This is a genomic window from Gordonia sp. McavH-238-E, assembly GCF_022348225.1.
Lineage (GTDB): Bacteria > Actinomycetota > Actinomycetes > Mycobacteriales > Mycobacteriaceae > Gordonia > Gordonia terrae.
Genome location: NZ_JAKRFE010000007.1, coordinates 344164 through 365915 on the forward strand (window position 1 = coordinate 344164; position 21752 = coordinate 365915).

Here is a 21752-nt window from a genome sequence, read left to right on the forward strand (position 1 = left end):
GGAGTTCCCGCGTGATCGGCCAGGCCGTCATTCTGGCGGCGCGTCCCAAGGGTCACGTGTCCACTTCTGACTTCGACGTCGTGATGACGACGGTCCCCGCGCTGCAACCAGGCCACGTCCTGGTCCGAAACACCTGGCTGTCGATCGACCCGTCGGTGCGCCTGCGACTCGGCGACGCCAGCCCGCGTGGCTATCTCCCCGCCTTCGAGGCCGGCCAGATCCTGGAGGGACTGTGCGTCGGCGAGATCGTCGAGTCCAGGGCTGCCGGCTTCGCGCCGGGAGACACGGTCATGCATGCCCATGGCTACCGTGAATACGCAGTCGTCGACGCCGATTCCGGCGGCCTCGCCGGCGCCGGACGCCTGACGCGCGTCAACCCCTCCGAGCACCACCCCAAGGACTACCTCGGTCTACTGGGGAACACCGGCATGGCTGCGTGGGCGGGACTGGTCCTGGTGGCCCAGCTGCGGGAGGGCGACGTCGTCTGGGTGTCCGCGGCGGCCGGGGCGGTCGGCAGCATCGCGGCCAGACTGGCCCGCCTGCGAGGACACACCGTGATCGGCAGCGCGGGGAGTCCGGAGAAGGTGGCCCGGCTCCGCGATGAGTTCCATCTGTCCGCAGCGTTCGACTATCACACGGGTGACCTCACCGACACGCTCGAGGCGATCGCCCCCGAGGGGATCGACGTCTACTTCGACAATGTCGGCGGCGACCATCTGGAGGCGGCACTGAACGTATTGCGTCCCGGCGGGCGGGTGGCCATGTGCGGTGCCATCGCCGACTACGATCGCGACTCTCCGGCTGCCGGGCCCTCCAACCTGTTTCAAGTGGTGAGCAAGTCCCTGACCCTACGGGGCTTCCGATCCGGGGAATTCACTCATCGGTTCGGCGAGATGCGCGACGAGCTGGGCGCCCGTCTCGCCGCCGGCGATCTGACGCTCGACGAAACCGTCTACACGGGAATCGAGTCAGCACCTGCGGCGCTTGTCGACCTCCTCAACGGTCGAAGCCTGGGAAAGACTCTCTGCAGGCTCACCGGTGCCCCCGACGCAGGCCACCCTTCGCCTCGGCGCGACCAGCACGCACGCGCGACCGTCCGATAGCTACGACCCATTGATCAACATCATTGCTCCGCCCCCCGAACCGAAAGTATCCAAACGATGAAGCCAACCAGTTCGCCGAACGGTGCCCGGACCGGCCCCTCGCGCCGAAAGACCTTCGTAGCCACCGTGATCGGCCACGTGATCGAGTGGTTCGACTTTGCCGCATATGCCTTGCTGGCCGTCTACATCGGACACCAGTTCTTCCCGAACGAGAACGAATCGATGCAGCTCATCGCGACCTTCGCGACGTTCGCACTCACGTTCCTGTTCCGCCCGCTCGGCGCTGTCGTGTTCGGCCCCTTGTCGGACCGCATCGGCCGCCTCAAGGTGCTCGCCCTGGTCCTGCTGATCATGTCGGCAGCAACCACGACGATCGGACTCCTTCCGACGTACGACACCATCGGCGTCGCCGCCCCTGTCCTACTCATCGTGATGCGCTGTCTGCAGGGACTGTCAGCCGGTGGCGAGTCCGGTAGCTCCGTCGCATTCATGCTCGAGCACTCACGGCCCGGCCACCGAGGATTCGGCAATTCGTGGGTCACTTTCGCTGCGACCGTTGGTTTCATGCTCGGATCAGCGGTCGCCGCGACGCTGGCGCTGACCCTCGGCGAGGACGCGATGAACGATTGGGGCTGGCGGCTGCCCTTCCTCATCGCCGGGCCGCTGGGCGTGATCGGCCTCTACATCCGGATGAAACTGGAGGACACGCCTGACTTCAAGGCCCTCGAGGAGCGTGGCGAGGTATCGAAATCTCCAGTGCGCGAGGTGTTCACGTACCGCCGCGAGCTGATTACGACCATCCTGATCTGCTCGATGCACTCCGCCGCCTTCTATATGATCCTGACCTACCTGAATTCCTACATCAGTACGACAACCGATTTCGGCAGCGGCATCGCACTCACGGGGACGCTGGTCGGCGCGGCCTGCACCTTGATCCCGATTCCGTTGCTCGCCTCGTTGTCCGACCGGATCGGTCGCAAGCCGGTCCTGCTGGCCAGCAGCATCACGATGGCGGTCATGGCCCTGCCCCTGTTCGCCTTCATCCGGATCTCGCCGTTCACCGCGGTCGCCGGACTCGCGATATTCGGACTGTTGCTGGGTTGTGTCGTATCGGTCACCCTGTGTACGACCAGCGAGATCTTCCCGGCCCGCGTCCGTGGAGCGGGCTTCTCGATCGGGTTCGGTGTGGCGAGCGCGGCAGTCGGTGGCACAGCGCCGCTGATCGCAACCGCCTTGGCCTCCAGCACCGGAAACGTCTACGCTCCAGCCGGGTTCCTCATCGCGGTCTGCATCCTGGGGCTCATCGGATCGTTGGTTCTGATCGACCGGTCGCGAGAGGAACTGCTCGTCGACACCCGACCCGCAACCGACGATGGCGACCCGACCAAGGTCGTCGAACGAGTCTGAGTACTCGACCCCAGAGAACAGGCGTCGCCCCGACCCGGGCGACGCTTGTTCTCGTGTGGGTCGTTCTCGACTCGCCCCGAAAGCAACCGGCCTCGGCGTTCGATGGGCGACCGCGCGGTCCGACCGCCGATCACCTCACGGTGTACGCCTCAGTCGGCGTCCGCCCGCCGAACTCGCAGCTCCGCCTTGCGGATCTTGCCGGATGCGGTCATGGGGAGCTCATCGACGATCGCGACATGATCTGGAATCTTGAATCCCGCGAGTCGTCCCCGCAGCCACGCGCGTATCTGATCGGAATCGACGGTGGCGCCGGCACCGACCGTGACCACGGCTACCGGACGCTCACCCCAATGGTCGTGCGGTACAGCTATGACCGCGGCCTCCAGTACGTCCGGGTTCGCCATGATCGCGGATTCGACCTCGATGGACGAGATGTTCTCCCCGCCGGAGATGATGATGTCCTTGAGGCGGTCGCGGATCTCGAGATAGTTGTCCGGGTGCATCACCGCGAGGTCGCCGGTTCGAAACCAGCCGTCCGGGACGGCCTCGGCAGTCGCCGCTTCGTCCCGGTAGTAGCCCAGCATGACGTTGTTGCCGCGCACCGCGACCTCGCCGACAGTCGTCCCATCCGCCGGTACATCCGCTCCCGCCTCGTCCACGACGCGTATTCTCTCGGCGATCACATTTCCCACGCCCTGACGCGACCGCAACCGGGCCTGCTCCTCGGCCGGAAGTCCGTCCCATTCACGTCGCCACTCGCAGATCGCCAGTGGCCCATAGGTTTCGGTGAGACCGTACAGGTGCGTGATCGACATTCCGAGATCAGCCGCGCGGGAGATCAAGGCCGGCGCGGGCGGCGCTCCCCCCACCGCGACATACAACGGGCGTCCATCGCTGCGCGTCGCGGCGGGATCGGTGCACAATGACGTCAGAACCGTTGGCGCAGCGCATAGATGGGTCACTTCATGCTCGCCGATGGCCGACCACACGTCCGCGGGCCGTACTGCTGGCAGACACACATGCGTGCCACCGGCCGCCGTGATGGCCCACGGCAGGCACCACCCGTTGCAGTGGAACATCGGCAGGGTCCACAGATACACCGACGACGGCGTCACCCCGAAGTGCGAATTGACCGCCAACGACTGTAGGTACGCACCCCGGTGCTGGTAGATGACGCCTTTGGGCGCCCCGGTCGTGCCGCTTGTGTAGTTGAGCGAGAGCATCGAACCCTCGTCGTCCGGCATGTTCATGCGAGGCTCGGCTCCGGCCAAGGCAGCCTCGTAGTCCTCGTCGGCCGCGAGCACGGCGGTCTCCGTTCGTGCGACGGCGCGTACCTGCTCCGCGGTGTCGGCGAGGGTCGGGTCGCAGAGGATGAGCGAACACCCGGCGTGATCGACGATCCGCGCGAGTTCGTCCGCGTCGAGTCGGATGTTCAGGGTGACGATCACTGCTCCGGCGAACGGGACACCGAAGTGCGACTCCAGCATGATGTGCGTGTTGGGCGCCAGGACGGCAACCCGATCGCCCGTTCGAACACCCATCGAGGCCAGCAGTCCCGCCTGCCGAGATGCCCGATCGAGGAGCTCGCGATATGTCCACCGCCGAGTGCCGTCGATCACCGCCACTCGGTCGCCGAAGACGGTCGCCGACCGGCGGAGGAACGTGAGCGGGGTCAGTGGTTCGGTGTGGTGATTTCGGCCTGCGGACATGGCCCGCCTTTCTGATTCTGCCGGTCGCACGATGGTGCGCCGTCGCGACCGCCTCGGCTTTTCGATGGACAAGCATCCGATCTTTACCCATTAAGGAACGATCTGACGAGCGCTTGCACCGGCAGATCGACTTCATATAGCTAAACATCGGATGTTTATTGTATAGTGTGCGTCACAAGTATGGGTGCACAGGCGTCGCGCCACACCGGCACGCCGTCGTGGTCGGCTCGCCGCCGACTCGTGCATGTGATGAACAGGAGGACAATCTGATGGGTTCGCCACCGACAGAGGCGGTAGCAGTCGTCACAGCGGGTTCGGGCGGCATCGGATTCGGAATTGCCCAGGCCCTGATCGCCTCCGGGTTTCGCGTTGTACTCACCGGCCGGGACGCCGCCAAGGGTGACGCCGCCGCCAGGTCCCTCGACCCCTCGGGCAGGGCCCGTTTCCTGGTGGCCGACGCATTGTCGCAGGCGGAAGTCGAAACTGCAGTCGACACCGTGGTCGCCGACCACGGCCGGCTGGACGTCCTGGTGAACAACGCGGGAGGCTCCGGTGGTTTCGCGCCCGTGGCCGAACTCTCCGACGAAGCCTGGGAGCAGGCTTTCACATGGAACGTCAGCTCCGCCTTCTGGGCGACCCGACGCGCACTTCCCACCATGGTCTCCGCCGGCTGGGGACGAATCATCAACATCAGCTCGGTACAGGGCAAACAGGCCAACATCGTGAACTCGGCCCACTACATCACCGCCAAGCACGCCGTGAACGGCTTCACGAAGGCCGTCGCCAAGGAGTACGGACGCTCAGGCATCACGTGTAACGCCATCTGCGTGGGACCGGTCGAAACAGAACTGATGCAGACCGCAGGTGCACGCGCTGCCGCAGCCCGCGGAATCACCTACGCCGAGCACGTTTCGCGCTACGCCGATGCCACGATGACCGGCCAGATCAACCGCACCGAAGAAGTCGGCGCGATGGCCGCATTGCTGGCGTCCGAGAACGGCGCCGGCATCACCGGCGCCCTCCTGAATGTCGACGGTGGCATCAGCCCCTTCTGACGCAGTCTCGTCGTGCCCGCCCCTGCCCCGAAAGGACCCCCATGCCGGACAACCACCATGATCCGAACCTCGCTGCCGCGTTTCACCGACAGGTCGAGATCGACCCCGACGCTCCAGCTCTCGTCGTCGACGAAGACGTCTGGACCCGGGGTGAACTCGCCGCCAAAGCCGATGCCGCAGTGCACCGGCTGATCGATCTCGGCGCCGCGACCGGGGGTCGGGTGATCGCCCAGTACGACACGAGCGCAGCAGACGTCGCCCTCGCCGTTGCTGCGGCGCACTTGGGCCTGGTGTTCATCCCGGTGCCGAAACGCCTGGGCACTCTCGAGATCAACCACCTCATGCAGCGCTCGAACGCCACCCTGTTCGCGTTCCGCGGCGAGGCTCCCCCGGCCGGCGTCGAGCCACCCGACGGAGCGCGCACAGTATCCGTCGAATGGATCACGGCGACCCCCGCCGCCACAACAGCAGATCCGGTGCCGCGCACGTCGGCTCCGCGGTCGGAGGTCGCCCTCATCGGCGTCACCTCCGGTTCCACCGGCCAGCCCAAGGGCGTGATGCACAGTTGGGAGGCCGTGGATTGGGCCGCCGAACGCATGCGTTCGCTGAGCGATGCGCAAGCGGGTGAGTCCATTCTGGTCACCGGCGCCGGCGCGGGCGCTCCGGGCTTCACCTTCTTCACCTACCTGGGTCTGACGCGTGGACTCACCATCGTCCGCGCGGGTCATTGGGATCCGGTGGCGGTCCTGCGGCTCGCCGACAAGCACAAGTGCGTGTGGACCACCATGGTGCCGACCATGCTCTACATGCTGCTCGAGGCGCGGGAAGAGGCGCTGGGCGTCGACGGGCGTCTGACGCACATGCGCTCGGCCACCCTGGGCGGTTCCTATATCAGCGCCGACCTCATCCAGCGCGCCCGGCGCGACCTCGGGGTCGAGATACTACGGATGTATGCGATGGCCGAATGCATGGCCCACTCGAGCAACCTCCTCGACCACGACGAGGCCGACCGGGACGTCATGGACGGAACTCCTGGCCCAGATGCCGAGCTCGCCGTCCTCGATGCGGACCGACGACCTCTGCCGCCTGGTGAGATCGGGGAGGTCGCGATGCGCGGACCGTCGCTGCTCAAGGGCTACCTTGCCGACCAGTCCGAGATGGAGCGCCTGCTCTCGCCGGACGGCTTCTTCTGTAGTGGTGATCTCGGCAAGATCACCGAGGGTGGTTTCGTCCAGATCGTCGGACGCAAGAAGGACCTGATCATCCGTGGCGGGTACAACATCGATCCCGCGGAGGTCGAGGAGCTCATCCGCAAGCACCACGCGGTGGCCAAGGTGATCGTCGTCGGTTATCCCGATGTGAAGTACGGCGAGCGGGCGTGCGCCGTCGTGGAACCGCACCCCGACGAGCACTTCGACTTCGACGTCATGGTCAGTCACCTGATCGGCACCGGCCTGTCGAAGGAAAAACTTCCCGAGCGCCTCGAGATCCTGGACGAACTGCCGCTGTCGCCCGACGGCAAGATCCTGCGCGGGAAGGTACAGAAGCTGGTCGCCGCAGATGAGAGTCCCGCACTTGCCTGAGTGGACGGCGGAACGGTCACGATGACCGCCGCCGTGGCATCTGCACTCCTCCGTGGGGAGAACGACTCGGAGTTCTCCGGGCTGCTGTCGATGCCCGAGACCCGGCCGGTCGTGCTGGTCGTGGCGCTTCACGGGGGAGGAATGCGCGCACGATACTTCGATCCCCCGCCGCTCCCCGGTGACACCAGCCCCCGGTCGCTACTGGCCGCCGGCGCGGCCCGGGGAGCCGCTGTACTGGCGCTGGACCGGCCGGGCTATGGGGCGTCGGCGCCGCACTTCCCGTCGGGCTTGACCGAACCTGAGCAGGCCGGGCGTCTGTGGAATGTCGTCGACGAATTCATGCGCGATCGGGAACTTTGCGTTCCGGTCGTGCTGGTCGGGCACTCGACCGGAGCGAAAGTCGCCGCGTACATGGCGGCGGGTGACCCGTCTGCAGCGGCTTCGACCGCAACGGGACCGCGTCACCGCGTGGCCGGTCTCCACCTGTGCGGCGTCGGTCGGCGCTACAGCTCGGTCATGCGCGCCCACCTGACCGGCACGGCGACGACCCCCCTCTCACGAGAGATGTTCTGGGGCCCTGCTGCCCACTATCCCGCCGAGATCACGTGTCTCGGGAAGTCGGTCTCGTCGCCGACCCCGCCCGAAGAATGGACGACAGTTCTGCAGTGGGAGGACGCCCTACCCGTCCTGGCGCGCCGGATCACCGCACCGACCGAGATCGTGCTGGCCGAGCACGAGCAGGTGTGGATGCTCGACGAGGACGAACGTCGCACGCTCGTGTCGCTGTTCCCGCGGGCGGAAACGGTCCGACTCCGCATGGTGCCCGAGGCAGGTCACAACGTCAGCCTGAGCAACGTTGCCAGCGAGTACCACGCATCGGTCGTCGATTACGCACTGCGTCACGCGGCCCAGACGCCCTCCTGAGCCACGTGACGCGAGTGTCAGGCGCGTCCGCCGTCGACGCGGAGAATCGCACCGGAAGTGAAGGAGGCCGAGCTCCCGGCGAGGAAGAGCGCGGCGCCCACGATCTCAGCGGGGTCCCCGGTGCGCTGCAGAGCCGTCTGCGAGGTCACCAGTTCCACGTCGGCAGGATCCCAATGCGCGCTGACGTCGGTACGGAACGCGCCCGCCATGATCGTGTTCACCCGCACCGTCGGTCCCAGCGATTGCGCGAAGACCTCGGTCAGCACGTTCAGACCGGCTTTCGCGGCCACGTACGGCGCCATCTCCGGACCCGGCCGGATTGAACCGATGCTGCTGATGTTGACGATACTTCCCCCGCCGCGAGCGACCATCCGCTCTCCCAACAGGGCGCTCAATCGGAAGGGCGCGCGAACGTTGACTGCGAACGTTTTGTCCCACAACGCTTCTGAGACCCCGGTCAGGCTGTCGTACAACGGCGACATTCCTGCGTTGTTGACGAGGACGTCCACTTCGACGGCTGCGGCATCGAGCCTGTCGACCAGTTCGTCCAGAGCTGCCCAACGCCCGACATGGCACCCGATACCGATCGCCTCGACGCCGTGTTCGGCACGGAGTTCGTCGGCGACCGCGACGCAACTCTCCTCGTTACGAGAGACGACCACCACCCGCGCCCCCTCCGCGGCGAAGCCGTGTGCCATCTGCCTGCCGAGTCCGCGGCTGCCACCCGTGATCAGCACGGTCTTGTCCGCGAACTGCCGCTCATCCACCATTCGATGCCTCCTGCCCGGCCTGAGAGCCGTTCTTGCCGATTTCGGTTAAAAGGACTATAACTCGGATGTATACCCTTCATCACAACGATCGTCGAATGCGAGCCAGCCAATGGACACTGTCGAAACAGGACTGCCGTCACGGCACCGACAGGGCCTCGATCGGTGGGCCGCCGACACGTTCGGGGATGCGGCGCGGATCGAGAACCTCGTCGACATCAGCGGGAATTCCGGGCACACCTACCGATTCGTGGTCTCGACTCCCGATGGCGACGAGGATTTGGTGCTTCGGCTACCACCGTCGGGCGTTCGCCTCACCGGCGCCTACGATGTCGTCCGCCAGGTGCCGCTGCTGCATGCACTCGAACGATCCGCTGCACCTTGTGCTCGGGCGCGGTTCCACTCCGAGGACACCGCCCTCTTCGGCGTCCCCTACCTCATCGTCTCCGGGCTACCCGGTGAAACCCTCGAGATGGGATCCGACCGGGCCGTGTCGATGGAACCCGCGACGTTCCTCGACTGCCACCTCGTAGCGGTCGACGCGCTGGTCGGCATCCACCAGGTGGACTGGACCTCGACACTCGCGGACTGGGCCGAGCCAACCACTGTGCTCGGCGAGATCGCCTTCTGGCGTCGCGTTCTCGACTCGGGCCGCAACGAGGAATGGATCGCCCGCGGGCACAGGCTCGCCGACGCACTCGTGGAACAAGCACCGCAGTCCCCGACCATCGGTCTGTGCCACGGCGATTTCCAGACGAACAACATCCTCTTCGAGCACCTCGACACCGACCCGACCGTCGCCGGCGTGATCGACTGGGAGGTCGCATCGATCGGACCGGTCCTTCTCGATCTCGGCTGGTTCCTGATGATGAACGACCCGCAGTCCTGGGACCCCGGTCAGCGCCGCGGCGGCGTCGACCTCGACGCCGTCGCCGCACGCTACCGCGCAACCACGGGAGCCGACGCCGCCGACCTCGACTACTTCCGAGCACTCGCCGGCTTCCGAATGGGCGCCATCGCTGCCCGCAACATCATGCTGCACAGGACCGGCCGACGCGTCGACGATGCGTGGGAACGTGCCGCGCCGTCAGTGGACGCTTTGTTCGGACGGGCCGCTGAATTCCTGGGCGCGGACGCCGTTCAGGCGAGAACAGGAGACTGAGATGACCACGCGAGAATACGACTTCATCCGCTACGAACTCCTCGACGACGGGATCATCGCCCGCGTGGAGTTGGACCGGCCACGTACCCGTAACGCACAGAATCGGGGCATGCTCGTCGAATTGGACGAGGCACTCGCCCGCGCCGAAGCCGACGACCGCGTGCGGGTGATCATCCTCGCCGGCACCGGGCCCATGTTCACCTCCGGTCATGACCTCGGCTCCGCCGACGACGTTCGCGAGCGCCAGCCCGGGCCCGGGCAGCACCCGACGATGACTACCCACGGGGGCACCCGACTCGGCACCGAGAACCGGATGCTCCAGGAATGGCACTTCTTCTTCGAGAACACGCGGCGGTGGCGGAATCTGCGGAAGATCACCATCGCCGAGGTCCACGGCACGGTCTATGCCGCCGGCTTGATGCTCGCCTGGGCCTGCGACCTCATCGTTGCCGATGAGGACACCACGTTCGCCGACGTCGTCGGGTCGCGGTTGGGCATGTGCGGTGTCGAGTACTTCGGACACCCATGGGAGTTCGGCCCCCGTCGCGCCAAAGAGCTTCTGCTGACCGGAGATTCCATCGGCGCACGGGAGGCCTACGAGATCGGCATGGTCTCGAAGGTCTTCGCCCCGGACGACCGGCGAGAGAAGACGGACGAGTTCGCCCGTCGCATCGCGGCGAGGCCGACGGTCGCCGCGTTGCTCATCAAGGACTCGGTGAACCAGTCGGTGGACAACATGGGTTTCTACAACGCACTCAATGCCTGCTTCTCGCTCCATCAGATCAACCACGCTCACTGGGCCGAGGTCACGAAGGGCGAGACCCTGCTCGGCACCCCCGAGTTCGGTGTACCGGACTGGCGGGACGCGCCCCCGGTCCACAACCGGGTCGCCGACTCCCCGTGGTAGTCGACGCGACGCCGACGTTGCCGCTCTGGCGACCGGAGCACGTCGAATTGTTGAAACCGTACCGAGAAGGTCTGTCGCAGAGAGAGCTCCGACTCCCCCGATGCACACGCTGCGGACGGTGGTGCTGGTACCCCCTGACCGAACGCTCGACCTGCCACCAGGCGACCTATGACTGGGAGAGCGTCGGCGAGGACGCCACGCTCTTCAGCTTCACGCGGGTGCGACGTCCCTTGATACCGGGCCACGTCGGCTCGTACGTCGTGGGACTCGTCCTGCCGCGACGAGCGCCGGAGTGCCGGGTGGCAGCCGCCATCCTCGACGCTCCCGAGCTCCGCTGCGATGCGGCGCTCGCGCTTCGATTCACCGACTCGGTCACCCCGGGTGGTCACGAGCACCACCCCTACTTCGAACTGCGAGGTGTGCGATGAAATTCGGAATCGCGCTGTTCCCGTTACGGCCCCACCAACTCATCGACGTCTCTGAGCGTGCCGAGTTGTTGGGTTACGACTCCGTCTGGGTGGGCGAACACACCGTGACACCGGTGCAGAACGACTCCGAGTTTCCTTATGCGGGCGACGGCGACAACGGCCACGATGCGTTTCACGCCAACCTGCCGTTCTACGACCCGTATGCAGTGCTGGGACATATCGCAGCTCGCACCGACCGTCTGCGTTTGGCGGTCTCGGTGTCGATCGTCCCGTTGAACGACCCGTTCCACATCGCACGGTCCGCTGCAACGGTCGATCAATTGTCCGGCGGGCGTTTCATACTCGGCATGGGCGCGGGATGGCTCCGTGAGGAGTACGAGGTCCTGGGCAAGGACTTCGACACCCGCGGAAAGCGCTTCGACGAAAGCCTCGATGTCCTCGACAGCCTGTTCGACGACGACGTCACCGAATATCACGGCGAGCAGCTCCGGGTTCCACCCGTCGCCATGACCCCGAAACCCATGACGAGACCCCACCCGCCATACGTTTTCGGTGGTCACTCCCCCGCGGCGATGCGACGCGCAGCCACCCGCGGTGACGGATGGCTGGCCTCCGAGCTGTCACCGGCCGAGGTGGCGCGGGCACTCGACGACCTGCACCGGCGACGCGCGGCTGCCGGACGTGAGACCTCGCCCTTCGAGGTGAGTGTTCACCTCACCGGGGACGTCTCGCGCGAGGCGATCGACGAGTACCGGGAGGCAGGAGTCGACCGATTGGTCATCCGTCCATGGGTGAGAGGGAGCCGGGCCGTGGATGCCATCGACGAATTCGCACGTGCGAACCAGGATCTCTTCGCGCCGGCTCTGTCCGGTCGCTGACACGAAAGGCAACACCATGGCGTGGGACTTCTCCACCGACCCCGAGTACCAGAAGAAGCTGGACTGGGCACAGGCCTTCGTCCGCGACGAGCTCTTCCCGCTCGACACCCTCGATCTCACCGAGGAGCTGATGAACGAGTTGGTGCGTCCGCTACAGGCACGTGTCAAGGAAGCCGGCCTGTGGGCTGCCCACCTCCCCCCCGCCCTGGGAGGCGGGGGGTTCGGGCAGGTCAAGCTCGGCCTACTTCACGAGATCGTCGGCCAGTCCCGGTTGGCACCACTCGTGTTCGGCAACAACGCACCGGATTCCGGAAATGCCGAACTGCTGGCACTCGGCATCGAGCAGAACCCGCAGAGCGAATGGCAACGCGAGCGCTGGCTCCAGCCACTTCTCGACGGCGACATCCGCAGCGCCTTCTCGATGACCGAACCGGGCGCGGGTTCGGACCCCACACTGCTGTCGACCACGGCCGTCTTGGACGGCGACGAGTGGATCATCAACGGTCACAAGTGGTTCACCTCGCACGGGTCGGTCGCCGACATCCTCATCGTCATGGTGGTAACCGACCCCGACGCCGCCCCACATCAACGCAGTTCGATGATCGTCGTACCGGCGGGCACCCCTGGTGTTCGTGTGCTGCGGGATGTTTCGACGATGGAGGATCCCGAACCACATTTCGGCCGCTTCGGCGCCCACTCCGAGATTCTCTACGAGGACGTCCGTGTTCCGGCAGCGAACCTGGTCGGCGAACGCGGCAGGGGCTTTCTCCTTGCCCAGCAACGGCTCGGGCCGGGACGCATCCACCACTGTATGCGCTGGCTCGGTCAGTCCCAGCGAGCCTTCGACATGCTCTGTGAACGTTCGCTGTCGCGCTATGCCCACGGGTCCCTCCTGGCGGACAAGCAGACCGTCCAGAATTGGATCGCCGACTCGAAGGCCGAGATGGAAGCTGCCCGCCTCCTGACCCTGCACGCCGCCTGGAAGATGGACACCTATGGGGTGAAGGCGGCGCTCACGGACATCTCGCTGATCAAGTTCTATGGCGCCCAGGTTCTGTACAACGTCATCGATCGCGCAGTGCAGATCCACGGAGCGCTGGGCCTGACCACAGACCTCCCGCTGGAGTACATGTACCGGGCTGCGCGCGCGGCGCGGATCTACGACGGTCCCGACGAGGTACATCGGGCCACCGTGGCACGTCGAATCCTGCGGGACTACGAGCCCGCCGAGGTTCCTTCACAACATGTTCCGTCGATGCGGGCACATGCGCAGGACCGCTTCGCCGAAACGCTCGAACTCCACACCAGCAATCTTTGAGAGGAGACCGACCGTGCGTCGAACTCTTTACGATCAGGACCACGAAGATTTCCGAAAGACGGTGCGTGACTTCGTCGAACGAGAAATCATCCCCAACAAGAGCGAGTACGAGCGCGAGGGGATGATCGGTCGCAGCGTCTGGCGCAGTGCCGGTGACCTCGGGTTGCTCGGACTCTGCGTGCCCGAACAGTACGGTGGCGCCGGCGCGGACGACTACCGTTTCAACGCCGTGATGGACGAAGAACTCACCCGGGCGGGACTCGCCTACTCGTGCGCGCTCGGAGTCCACACCCACGTGGTCGCGCCGTACCTCGTCGAGCGTACGACCGAGGAACAGCGGCAGCGCTGGCTGCCGGGGTTCTGTTCCGGCGAGATGATCACCGGCGTCGCCATGTCCGAGCCGGGCGGGGGTTCCGATCTCGCGGCCCTGCGCACCAAGGCCGAACGCGATGGAGACGACTGGCTCATCAGCGGCTCCAAGATCTTCATCACCAACGGATACAGCGCCGACTTCCTCGTGGTCGCCGCGCGCACCACTCCCGATACCCGTTCCAAGGGAATCACGCTATTCGGTGTCCCCACCGACTCCGCTGGTTTCACGCGCGGCCGCAAGCTCGACAAGGTCGGGCAGACCGAGGGCGACACCGCGGAACTGTTCTTCGACAAGGTTCGTGTCCCCTCGGCGAACATCATCGGCGAACTCGACGGCGGCTTCGGCATGATGATGCAACACCTCGCGCAAGAACGTCTGGCGTCGGCCGTCTGCAACATCACTCACGCCGGATTGGTACTCGACGCCACCCTGGCCTATGCACGGGAGCGCAGGGCCTTCGGACAGTCCATCGGATCGTTCCAGTACAACCGGTTCATCCTCGCGGACCTACAGACGAGTATCGATGTGACCCGCGCCTATGTGGACGCATGTGTCGCTGCCAGTTCTGACGGCGACATCACGGCGGTCGACGCGTCGAAGGCCAAGCTGTGGTCGTCCGAGGTCCAGGGGCGAGTCACCGACACGTGCCTACAGATGTTCGGCGGCTATGGCTTCATGAACGAATCCCAGGTGGCCCGCGACTGGAAGGATGCTCGGGTCACCCGAATCTGGGCAGGCACCAGCGAGATAATGCGCGATCTGATCAGCCGGTCGCTCGACCTGCAGTGACACCCTCGTCCGACGACCTCAACCTTCGCGCTGGGCCCGGTAGTACGGACGCAATGACTCGATGTGGTCGGCGGTGGCGGCCTCCGCGGCCGCCACGTCGCCGGCGATAATCGCTTCCGCTATCCGACTGTGCTCCGTGCAATTCATGTGCCAGAAATCCTCGGTCGGCGAAGTGCCCGAGAACCTCGCTCGGGCCACCGCTGAGACCGGTCGGCCCATCAACTCGAGCAATTGGTTGCCAGATGCCTTCAGGAGCAGATTGTGAAAGTCCGCGGAGAACTCGAGAGACTGTTCCCGGGAGCCGTCAAGTTCCGGCCTCCGGCAGGCATCGATCAGCGCGTCCGCGTACTCACCCCCACGTCGCCTGGCAGCGAGGCCGGATGCGGGAACATCGATCGCTTTCCAGGCGTCGAGGAAGTCATTCGAGGTGACCTTGTTGGTGACCGCAAGAATGTTGAAGGCATTGCTCAGAGTGCCTTCGACTTTGCTGGCGTCGGGTTCGACGACGAACGTGCCTCCCCGCACACCGCGTCGCGTGGTGACCATTCCCTCCGAACTCAGGATTCGCAAGGCCTCGCGGATGGTTCCCTTGCTGACGCCGAAGAGGCTTGCCATATCGGGCTCGGCGGGGAGCCTCTGACCGGGGGTCAGGTCACCGCCACGAATCAGGTCGCGCAGTTGCTCGGCGACCTGCAGATACGACGATCGAATCGGACGTACATCGAGCTTCGCCGACCCCAGCGGGGACGGCTGGGTCTCATCGCCTGCCGATCCGGGTGTCACAGCGCCAGTTCCGTCCATCCCCAACCATCCCTACATCATATGAATTACTTTCGTGCATGCTACCGTGCCGACTGCCGGTTCGCGGGCGCCACGACTCCGAACGCTCGTGATCCTTTTCCGGATCGACTGCCTGCATACGACCCGGCGACACCGCCACCGGTCAACTGACAATGAAAAAACCGATCTTTGGTGGAAACGATGACTGACCACGACATCGCGATTGTGGGCGTGGGTGAGACCGACTACGTCCGACGCGACGATCGGCCACTGGCAACCATGATCGCCCACGCTGTCCACGCTGCCCTGCGCGACGCCGGACTGACCGTTGCCGATGTCGACGGCATGGTGAGCGAGTCGGCACAGATGCCGCATCACGCATCGGCCGAGGATGTCGGCCGCGCGGCAGGGATCACCCATGACCTCGGGTTCGTCGCGTACGGCGCGGGTTACGGAGCCGGCTTGGTCAGCGCACCACGACTGGCCGAAATGGCTCTGGCCAGCGGGCAGGCATCGGTGGTCGTGTGCTGGTTCGGCCACCGTCTCAGCGCCCAGCACGACGGACCCCGTTCGGTGCACGCCGACGACGACGTCAAGGCGACACTCGAGATGCCCTACGGGTGGTACGGGCAACCCGTCTACTTCGCGGCGATGACTCAGCGCTACGCGCATGAATTCGGATTGCCCACGGAGGCGTTGGCCTCGGTATCGATGGAAGCCCATCGGCACGCGCTCACGACGCCCGGCGCGATGCGACCGCGTCCGATGACCATCGAGAGCTATCTGGACACTCCCATGGTCGCCGAACCACTTCGCTCGGCGGACTGCTGTCTCGTGAACGACGGCGCCACCGCCTTCGTCATGACAGCACTCGACCGCGCTCGTGATCTCGCCAAACCCGTTGTCCGAGTGGCCGGCGTCGGCCTCGGCCGCTCTGAGGTCTCGGGTGTCGAGTGGTTCACCCAGAACAACGATTACCTGGTCACCCCGGCGTCCGTCTCGGGGCCGCGAGCCTTCCGAGATGCGGGGTTGAGGCCGAGCGACGTCGACTTTCTCGAAGCATACGACTGCTTCTCCATCAACACGATTCTGCAGTTCGAGGATCTGGGCTTCGCGCCGAAGGGTGAGGGCGCGAGCTTCGCGATCGAGAAGGGAATCGGACTCGGAGACCGACTGCCCACGAACACTCATGGCGGGCTGCTCGCCCACAGTTTCATGCTGGGCGCCAATCACGTCGTCGAAGCCGTACGGCAGTTGCGTGGTGAACGCGGCGACGGCCAGGTGCCGGGTGCCGAAGTCGGGATGGTGACGGCGCTCGGGGTGCCACACCACGCGTCGATGTTGTTGACAGCCGAGCGCTGAGAATCTCGGCGCCGAGCCCATCACCGGAACACGTCGACCGAAGGAGGCCCCTCTTGCGACTCCGTCCGCTCGGGCGCACTGGCGTCCAGGTCAGTCCGCTCTGCCTGGGGGCCATGATGTTCGGGCCATGGGGCAACGACGACCGCGCCGACTGTATTCGCATCATCCACGCAGCACTCGATGCCGGAATCAACGTCGTCGACACGGCGGACATCTACTCGGGCGGTGTTTCCGAGGAGATCGTCGGCCAAGCCATCGCCCCAGTCCCGACACCGACATCGAGGAGACCCTCGGCGCCCTCACTGATCTCGTGCGCGCCGGCAAGATTCGGTACATCGGTAGCTCGTCATACTCCGGATCTCAGATCGTCGAAGCACAATGGGCGGCCGAGGCCAACAACCTCACCCGCTTCGTCACCGAACAACCGCCGTACTCGATTCTCGTGCGAGGCATCGAAGAAGACGTCTTGCCTGCCGCACGACGCCATGGAATGGGAACGCTGACCTACAGTCCCCTGGCCGGAGGGTGGCTATCCGGGCGATGGCGCAGAGATTCGACATCCACGCCCACGTCCGGCGCCCGCCCGAACATCCGGTTCGACATGACCAGACCAGAGAATCAACGCAAACTCGAAATAGTCGAACAACTCGCGGAACTCGCCGAGCAAGAAGGCCGCAGCCTCATCGAGCTGGCCATCGGGTTCGTCGTCAACCACCCCGCCGTCACCTCCGCGATCGTCGGACCGCGCACGATGCAGCAGTTGCAGTCCTGTCTGCCCGCGATGGACCGGACACTGTCGACAGCGGCTCTCGACCGGATCCACGAACTCGTCGCCCCCGGTGTGACCGTGAACCCCGACGACACCAGTTACGGCGCCATAGAACTCTGCGCAACGCAACTCCGTAGGTGATCGCAGCCCGGGCCCGACGCCCACGCCGTCACCTCGCCAACGGGTAAGGATCGTGGCCCGTCCGGCGTTGGAGATGCACATGAACGTTCCCCGAGATGCCCTCGACCCTGAACTGCTGAAGATCGTCGCCGATCACCAGCAGTCGATCCTCATCACGCTCCGGCGTGACGGACGACCACAATCGTCCAACGTCGTTCATGTCTGGGAGCCGGAGACCGAGTCTGCGCTGATCTCGGTCACGGCGCCGCGCGCGAAGTCGCGCAACGTCGAGCGTGATCCCCGGGTCAGTCTCCATGTCCTCGGCGACGGATTCTTCTCGGGTTACGCCGTGGTCGAGGGCACGGGCACGTTGAGTCCGGTGGCGGCGGCTCCGGACGACGCGACCGTCGACCACCTGGTCGCCTGGTATCGGGCGTTTCGCGGTGAGGATCATCCGGATTGGGACGAGTATCGGGCCGCGATGGTGCGCGAACAGCGGCGACTGCTGCGCGTGCGGCCCGAGCGACTCTACGGAATGACCCGCCTACCGCGCTGACCGCCGCCACCGGACCAGGGTGCGACGCCGCTACTGCTCGAAGCCCACGAAGGTGGTGGCCTCCTCGACCGATTTGCGCTCGGAGATCACCGAGTTGGCCGGGAACGTGTCATCGGGCCAGCCCAGCGCGATGCTCTTCATGATCACCTGGTCGTCCGGAATCCCGGCGTGTTCTCTGACCACGGGTGACTGCATGATGCCTTGACTGTTGATCACCGCGCCCAGACCGCGGGACCAGGCGGCGTTGACCAGTGCGGTCGAGACCGCCCCGCAGTCGAATGGCGTGTCGTCGCTGCCGTCGAGGATGCGGTCGTAGGTCACGATCACGCACACCGGGGCATCGAACTGGCGGAAACCCCGGAGCACCCAGTCCAGCCGCATCTCCGTGTCCTCGCGGGCGATGCCCATCGCACCGAACAGCTGCTTGGCGACCTGGACCTGACGGTCGCGGTGCGGGCCGGTGAACTTCTCCGCACCGGTCCGGAACTCTCGCGAATGGGGCACTCCGGCGAGATTGCGCTCGGTGTTCCCGGCACGGATGCGATCCAGCGGCTCACCGGTGATCACATGGAAGTTCCACGGCTGTGTGTTCATCGACGACGGTGCCCGCATCGCGAGAGCGAGGATCTCCTCGATCAGTTCCCGGGGGACCGGGTCCGGCGTGAACCCGCGAATGCTGCGACGCCCCAGAACCACTTCGTCGTACTGCATCGTCGATCTCTCCTCGCACAAGTCGAACGACCCGATCATCGTCGACGGACCAGCGCTGAACACAGTGTCCGGCGACCAGTGAACAGGTTACATTCGGCGATCTCGGGCGTACGGACGACGCTGCACGCGGGCTCCCGGTCGTGCTGCATCGCGCAACTAAAGGTAGGTTTACCTAGCAAGCTGGCGGGGCCGGAGGAGGGGCCGAGTCCCGCACGGCGTGGCACCGTTGCCCGGGCTCGAGTTCCCGTGGCCCGTCCATGACCGTCGACGTTCCCGCCTCCGCGGAAGTTTGAGGACATGACCAGCCAGAACCCTCTCGAGACACGTCCGACTCACCCCGACGGTGCGGTCGTCACCGACCTCCCGGGCACCGGCACCGCGCACACCGCTGCCGCCCGCTGGCGAGCGGTGGCCGCGGCCCGTGGCGACGCGATCGCGATCCGGACGCCCGAGCAGTCCATCACCTTCGCGGATGCCGCCAGACGAGTCGACGACCTCACGCGCACGATCACCGCGACGACCGACTCGGGCCGACCCGTCGCAGTGGAGATCGAATCCGACATCGACTCGGTCATCGCGATGCTCTCCGTGCTGTGCTCCGGGCGGCCCCTCGTCCTCATCGACCCGTTCCTGCCACCGGACCGACGCGACGTCGTGCTGGAACGCTCCGGTGCGCAACTGCTGGACACCGACGCCGAGGCCGGGCCCTCGCGAACTGACGTCGTCGAGCCAGGACCGAGCGATCCGGCGGTCCTGCTGTTCACCTCGGGATCGACCGGAACCCCCAAAGGCGTTGTGCTGTCGCAGAAGATGCCGGTCAACCATGCCCGGGACGGCCGCCGTTTCCTCGGCATGCGGCCGGCGGATCGTGCCGTGGTCCTGCTGCCGCTCAGTTTCGGCGGCGGCCTGGACGCCCTCGCGATGAGCCTGCTCAACGGGTCGACCATGCTGTTGTGGGACGTCCGCCGCCGCACCACCACCGGGTTGCGGGACTGGCTGGTCGCGCAGGAGGCGACGACCGCACACTGCACCCCGTCGCTGCTGCGGTCGTGGCTGGGTGAACTGTCGGCCGACGACGCCGTCGACTCGCTACGCCTGCTGTCCACGTGTGGCGAACCGACGCATCGTGCCGATGTGCAGCTGGCCCGCGACACGATCCTCGCCGGCGGGGTCTTCTGTTGCTGGGCAGGCGCATCGGAGGTCGGCAACCTGGCCTTCAATCTGTTCCCACCCGACCGGGACATCCAAGCGGGCGCCATTCCGGTGGGTGTACCGGCATCGGACAAGTCCGTCCGCATCGTCGACGCCGACGGCAACGACCTGCCCGTCGGCGCCACCGGTGAGGTCCTTGTCGAGTCCGCTCACATCGCGTCCGGTTACCACCGGAATCCGGAGCTGACCGCCGAGCGTTTCATCCAGCTGCCCGACGGCCGAGCCCGCTATCGCACCGGGGATCTGGGACGACTCGACGAGTCCGGCGAACTCGCGCTCCTCGGACGCAGCGACGACGCGATCAAGATCCGCGGCTACCTCGTCGAACCACTGGAGGTGGAAGCCGCGCTCCGCGCCCTGGCCTGGACCACCGACGCGGTCGTCACCGCCGACCGCGACGAAGCCCGGCTCACCGCCCACGTCGCCGTGGATCCCGAGAAGTGGTCGCCCTCGCCGGCTGAGATCCGGCAGGAGCTCGGGAAGACGTTGACACCGTGGATGATCCCGCGTGACATCGTCGTCCTCGCCGAACTACCCCGCAACGAGCGCGGCAAGGTGGACCGGGCAGCACTGCCACCGCCGCCCGCCCGCCCCGATCACGAGCCGCCCCGCGGGATGACCGAGATGGCGCTGCACCGATTCTGGTGCCAGATCCTCGGTCTCGAATCCATCGGCCGCAACGAGGATTTCGTCGAGCTCGGAGGCGACTCGCTGGCCGCGGCGAAGATGCTGGCCGAGGTTCAGCATCATCTCCAACTCGACGTGAACACCGCAATGCTCGCCGAGGCGCCGACCATCGCGCTGTTCGCGCAGCGCATCGAGTCCGCCGCCAGGGAACGTTCCACGAATGCCTCGGGTGCCACCCTCATCCCGCTGCGAAAGGGTACCGGCCGACCGATCTTCCTGGTCGCCGGCGCCGGCAGCCTCGCAACGAGTCTGACCCCGGTCGTCCGCGCACTACAGACCGACCGCCCGGTCTACGCGATCCAGTCGCGGGGCGTCGAAAAGCGCGGCCGCGCCGATCATTCCGTTCGCGCCGCCGCACGACGGGCGATCGACGACATCCGGTCGGTTCAGCCCCACGGGCCGTATCAGGTCGGCGGCTATTCGCTCGGCGGTTTCGTCGCAATGGAAGTCGCTGCGCGGTTGACCGACGCGGGCGAGACGTGCGATCCGGTCGTCGTCCTCGACTCGTTGTTCGACCCGGTACTGGCCCGCCGGGTCCGCGGCGAGAAGGGAGGAGTCCTCGACCGGTTGCGTGCCCGACGCCGCGACACCCAGGACACCGCCCTCCCCGACCGCACCGGGGACGATCCCACCCCGGCGAAGGAGCCGCTCCCCCAACGGGTGGTGAAGGAGATCGTGCTCGCGGTCCTCGTGCCCACCGCCGGCATGGTGCAGCTCCCGACCCCCGTGCAGTGGGTCGTGTTCTTCCGCTTGGGCACGAGGATGATCCGCCGCTACCGGCCGCGCGACCACGCCGGCCCCGTCGGCGTCATCCGGGCGCGCACCAATCCCGATGACCCGGACCTGTGGCGGCGGATGTCGTCGGGCGAGGTGAGCTTTTACGACGTCTCCGGTGATCACATCTCGATGATCCGCGCACCCCACGCCGCCGACACCGCCCGGGCGATCGACGAGGTGTTGAAAGTCCGCAACCCTTGAGGAGCCTCCGCTCCCCGAGTGGCGAGGAGCGTAATCGGCGCCCCCGTTCCCTGAGCCTGAATCCGTGGATGAGGTTTCAGGCGGGTGGGTTTGCGGTGCGTGAGCGTCTGATTGTGTTGTGGGCGCGGGGTATTCGCTGACCTGTGTCAGCCTTTTCACTGGGGTTCCTTGGTG

18 protein-coding genes and 1 pseudogene are annotated in these 21752 nt (G+C 66.0%); 15 read left to right on the forward strand and 4 right to left on the reverse strand.

What is annotated here, in order from left to right:
• The first annotated feature begins 11 nt into the window (after nt 1–11).
• Together MHN80_RS13205 and MHN80_RS13210 are read left to right on the forward strand one after the other, a co-directional pair.
• A complete protein-coding gene (locus MHN80_RS13205) occupies nt 12–1103 on the forward strand; it encodes an NADP-dependent oxidoreductase (RefSeq protein ID WP_239402149.1) in 1092 nt (363 codons plus the stop codon).
• A 57-nt stretch (nt 1104–1160) separates the two neighbouring features.
• Nucleotides 1161–2510: an MFS transporter gene (locus tag MHN80_RS13210; RefSeq protein ID WP_239402151.1), complete on the forward strand. Its 1350-nt coding sequence runs from the start codon at nt 1161–1163 to the stop codon at nt 2508–2510.
• Between the two features lie 149 nt (nt 2511–2659).
• On the opposite strand, the gene MHN80_RS13215 is transcribed toward MHN80_RS13210, so the two are convergent.
• Nucleotides 2660–4219: a long-chain-fatty-acid--CoA ligase gene (locus MHN80_RS13215; RefSeq protein WP_239402153.1), complete on the reverse strand. Its 1560-nt coding sequence runs from the start codon at nt 4217–4219 to the stop codon at nt 2660–2662.
• 269 nt (nt 4220–4488) lie between these two features.
• Here MHN80_RS13215 and MHN80_RS13220 point away from each other — a divergent pair, with 269 nt between their 5' ends.
• Genes MHN80_RS13220 through MHN80_RS13230 form a run of 3 tightly spaced genes read left to right on the forward strand, consistent with a single transcriptional unit; the run spans nt 4489 to nt 7781 of the window.
• Nucleotides 4489–5274, forward strand: coding sequence for an SDR family NAD(P)-dependent oxidoreductase (locus MHN80_RS13220; RefSeq protein ID WP_239402155.1), 786 nt, complete (start codon nt 4489–4491; stop codon nt 5272–5274).
• 41 nt (nt 5275–5315) lie between these two features.
• Nucleotides 5316–6857, forward strand: a complete 1542-nt coding sequence (locus MHN80_RS13225; protein ID WP_239402156.1) for a class I adenylate-forming enzyme family protein — start codon at nt 5316–5318, stop codon at nt 6855–6857.
• A gap of 21 nt (nt 6858–6878) precedes the next feature.
• Nucleotides 6879–7781 carry an alpha/beta fold hydrolase gene (locus MHN80_RS13230; RefSeq protein ID WP_239402157.1) on the forward strand — a complete coding sequence of 301 codons (903 nt, stop codon included), beginning with the start codon at nt 6879–6881 and terminating at the stop codon, nt 7779–7781.
• 17 nt (nt 7782–7798) lie between these two features.
• On the opposite strand, the gene MHN80_RS13235 is transcribed toward MHN80_RS13230, so the two are convergent.
• On the reverse strand, nt 7799–8551 hold the full coding sequence (locus MHN80_RS13235) for an SDR family NAD(P)-dependent oxidoreductase (protein WP_239402158.1): 753 nt from the start codon (nt 8549–8551) through the stop codon (nt 7799–7801).
• 109 nt (nt 8552–8660) lie between these two features.
• Between MHN80_RS13235 and MHN80_RS13240 the strand changes: the two genes are divergently transcribed.
• From MHN80_RS13240 to MHN80_RS13265, 6 genes are all read left to right on the forward strand, one after another.
• A complete protein-coding gene (locus tag MHN80_RS13240) occupies nt 8661–9710 on the forward strand; it encodes a phosphotransferase family protein (RefSeq protein ID WP_239402160.1) in 1050 nt (349 codons plus the stop codon).
• A gap of 1 nt (nt 9711) precedes the next feature.
• Nucleotides 9712–10617, forward strand: coding sequence for an enoyl-CoA hydratase (locus MHN80_RS13245; RefSeq protein ID WP_239402162.1), 906 nt, complete (start codon nt 9712–9714; stop codon nt 10615–10617).
• 218 nt (nt 10618–10835) lie between these two features.
• The gene (locus tag MHN80_RS13250; RefSeq protein ID WP_239402164.1) at nt 10836–11045 is read left to right on the forward strand and encodes a hypothetical protein; all 210 of its coding nucleotides are present in this window, start codon (nt 10836–10838) and stop codon (nt 11043–11045) included.
• Nucleotides 11042–11923 carry an LLM class F420-dependent oxidoreductase gene (locus tag MHN80_RS13255; RefSeq protein ID WP_239402166.1) on the forward strand — a complete coding sequence of 294 codons (882 nt, stop codon included), beginning with the start codon at nt 11042–11044 and terminating at the stop codon, nt 11921–11923. Before MHN80_RS13250 ends, MHN80_RS13255 begins: the two co-directional genes overlap by 4 nt.
• A 16-nt stretch (nt 11924–11939) precedes the next feature.
• Entirely contained in the window at nt 11940–13241 is a 1302-nt protein-coding gene (locus MHN80_RS13260) for an acyl-CoA dehydrogenase family protein (RefSeq protein ID WP_239402168.1), read from the forward strand.
• Between the two features lie 13 nt (nt 13242–13254).
• The gene (locus MHN80_RS13265; RefSeq protein ID WP_239402170.1) at nt 13255–14403 is read left to right on the forward strand and encodes an acyl-CoA dehydrogenase family protein; all 1149 of its coding nucleotides are present in this window, start codon (nt 13255–13257) and stop codon (nt 14401–14403) included.
• An 18-nt stretch (nt 14404–14421) separates the two neighbouring features.
• Here the strand turns inward: MHN80_RS13265 and MHN80_RS13270 are convergent, their stop codons facing one another.
• The gene (locus tag MHN80_RS13270) at nt 14422–15204 is read right to left on the reverse strand and encodes a FadR/GntR family transcriptional regulator (protein ID WP_239402200.1); all 783 of its coding nucleotides are present in this window, start codon (nt 15202–15204) and stop codon (nt 14422–14424) included.
• Between the two features lie 180 nt (nt 15205–15384).
• Between MHN80_RS13270 and MHN80_RS13275 the strand changes: the two genes are divergently transcribed.
• From MHN80_RS13275 to MHN80_RS13285, 3 genes and pseudogenes are all read left to right on the forward strand, one after another.
• Entirely contained in the window at nt 15385–16545 is a 1161-nt protein-coding gene (locus tag MHN80_RS13275; protein ID WP_239402171.1) for a thiolase family protein, read from the forward strand.
• A 53-nt stretch (nt 16546–16598) separates the two neighbouring features.
• Nucleotides 16599–17455 (forward strand): annotated as a pseudogene (locus MHN80_RS13280) (aldo/keto reductase).
• A 79-nt stretch (nt 17456–17534) separates the two neighbouring features.
• On the forward strand, nt 17535–17990 hold the full coding sequence (locus MHN80_RS13285) for a PPOX class F420-dependent oxidoreductase (RefSeq protein WP_101820718.1): 456 nt from the start codon (nt 17535–17537) through the stop codon (nt 17988–17990).
• A 30-nt stretch (nt 17991–18020) separates the two neighbouring features.
• Here the strand turns inward: MHN80_RS13285 and MHN80_RS13290 are convergent, their stop codons facing one another.
• Nucleotides 18021–18701, reverse strand: a complete 681-nt coding sequence (locus MHN80_RS13290; RefSeq protein WP_101820717.1) for a nitroreductase — start codon at nt 18699–18701, stop codon at nt 18021–18023.
• Nucleotides 18702–18998: 297 nt separating this feature from the next.
• Between MHN80_RS13290 and MHN80_RS13295 the strand changes: the two genes are divergently transcribed.
• Nucleotides 18999–21578: an alpha/beta fold hydrolase gene (locus tag MHN80_RS13295; RefSeq protein WP_239402173.1), complete on the forward strand. Its 2580-nt coding sequence runs from the start codon at nt 18999–19001 to the stop codon at nt 21576–21578.
• The last annotated feature ends 174 nt before the right edge of the window (nt 21579–21752 follow it).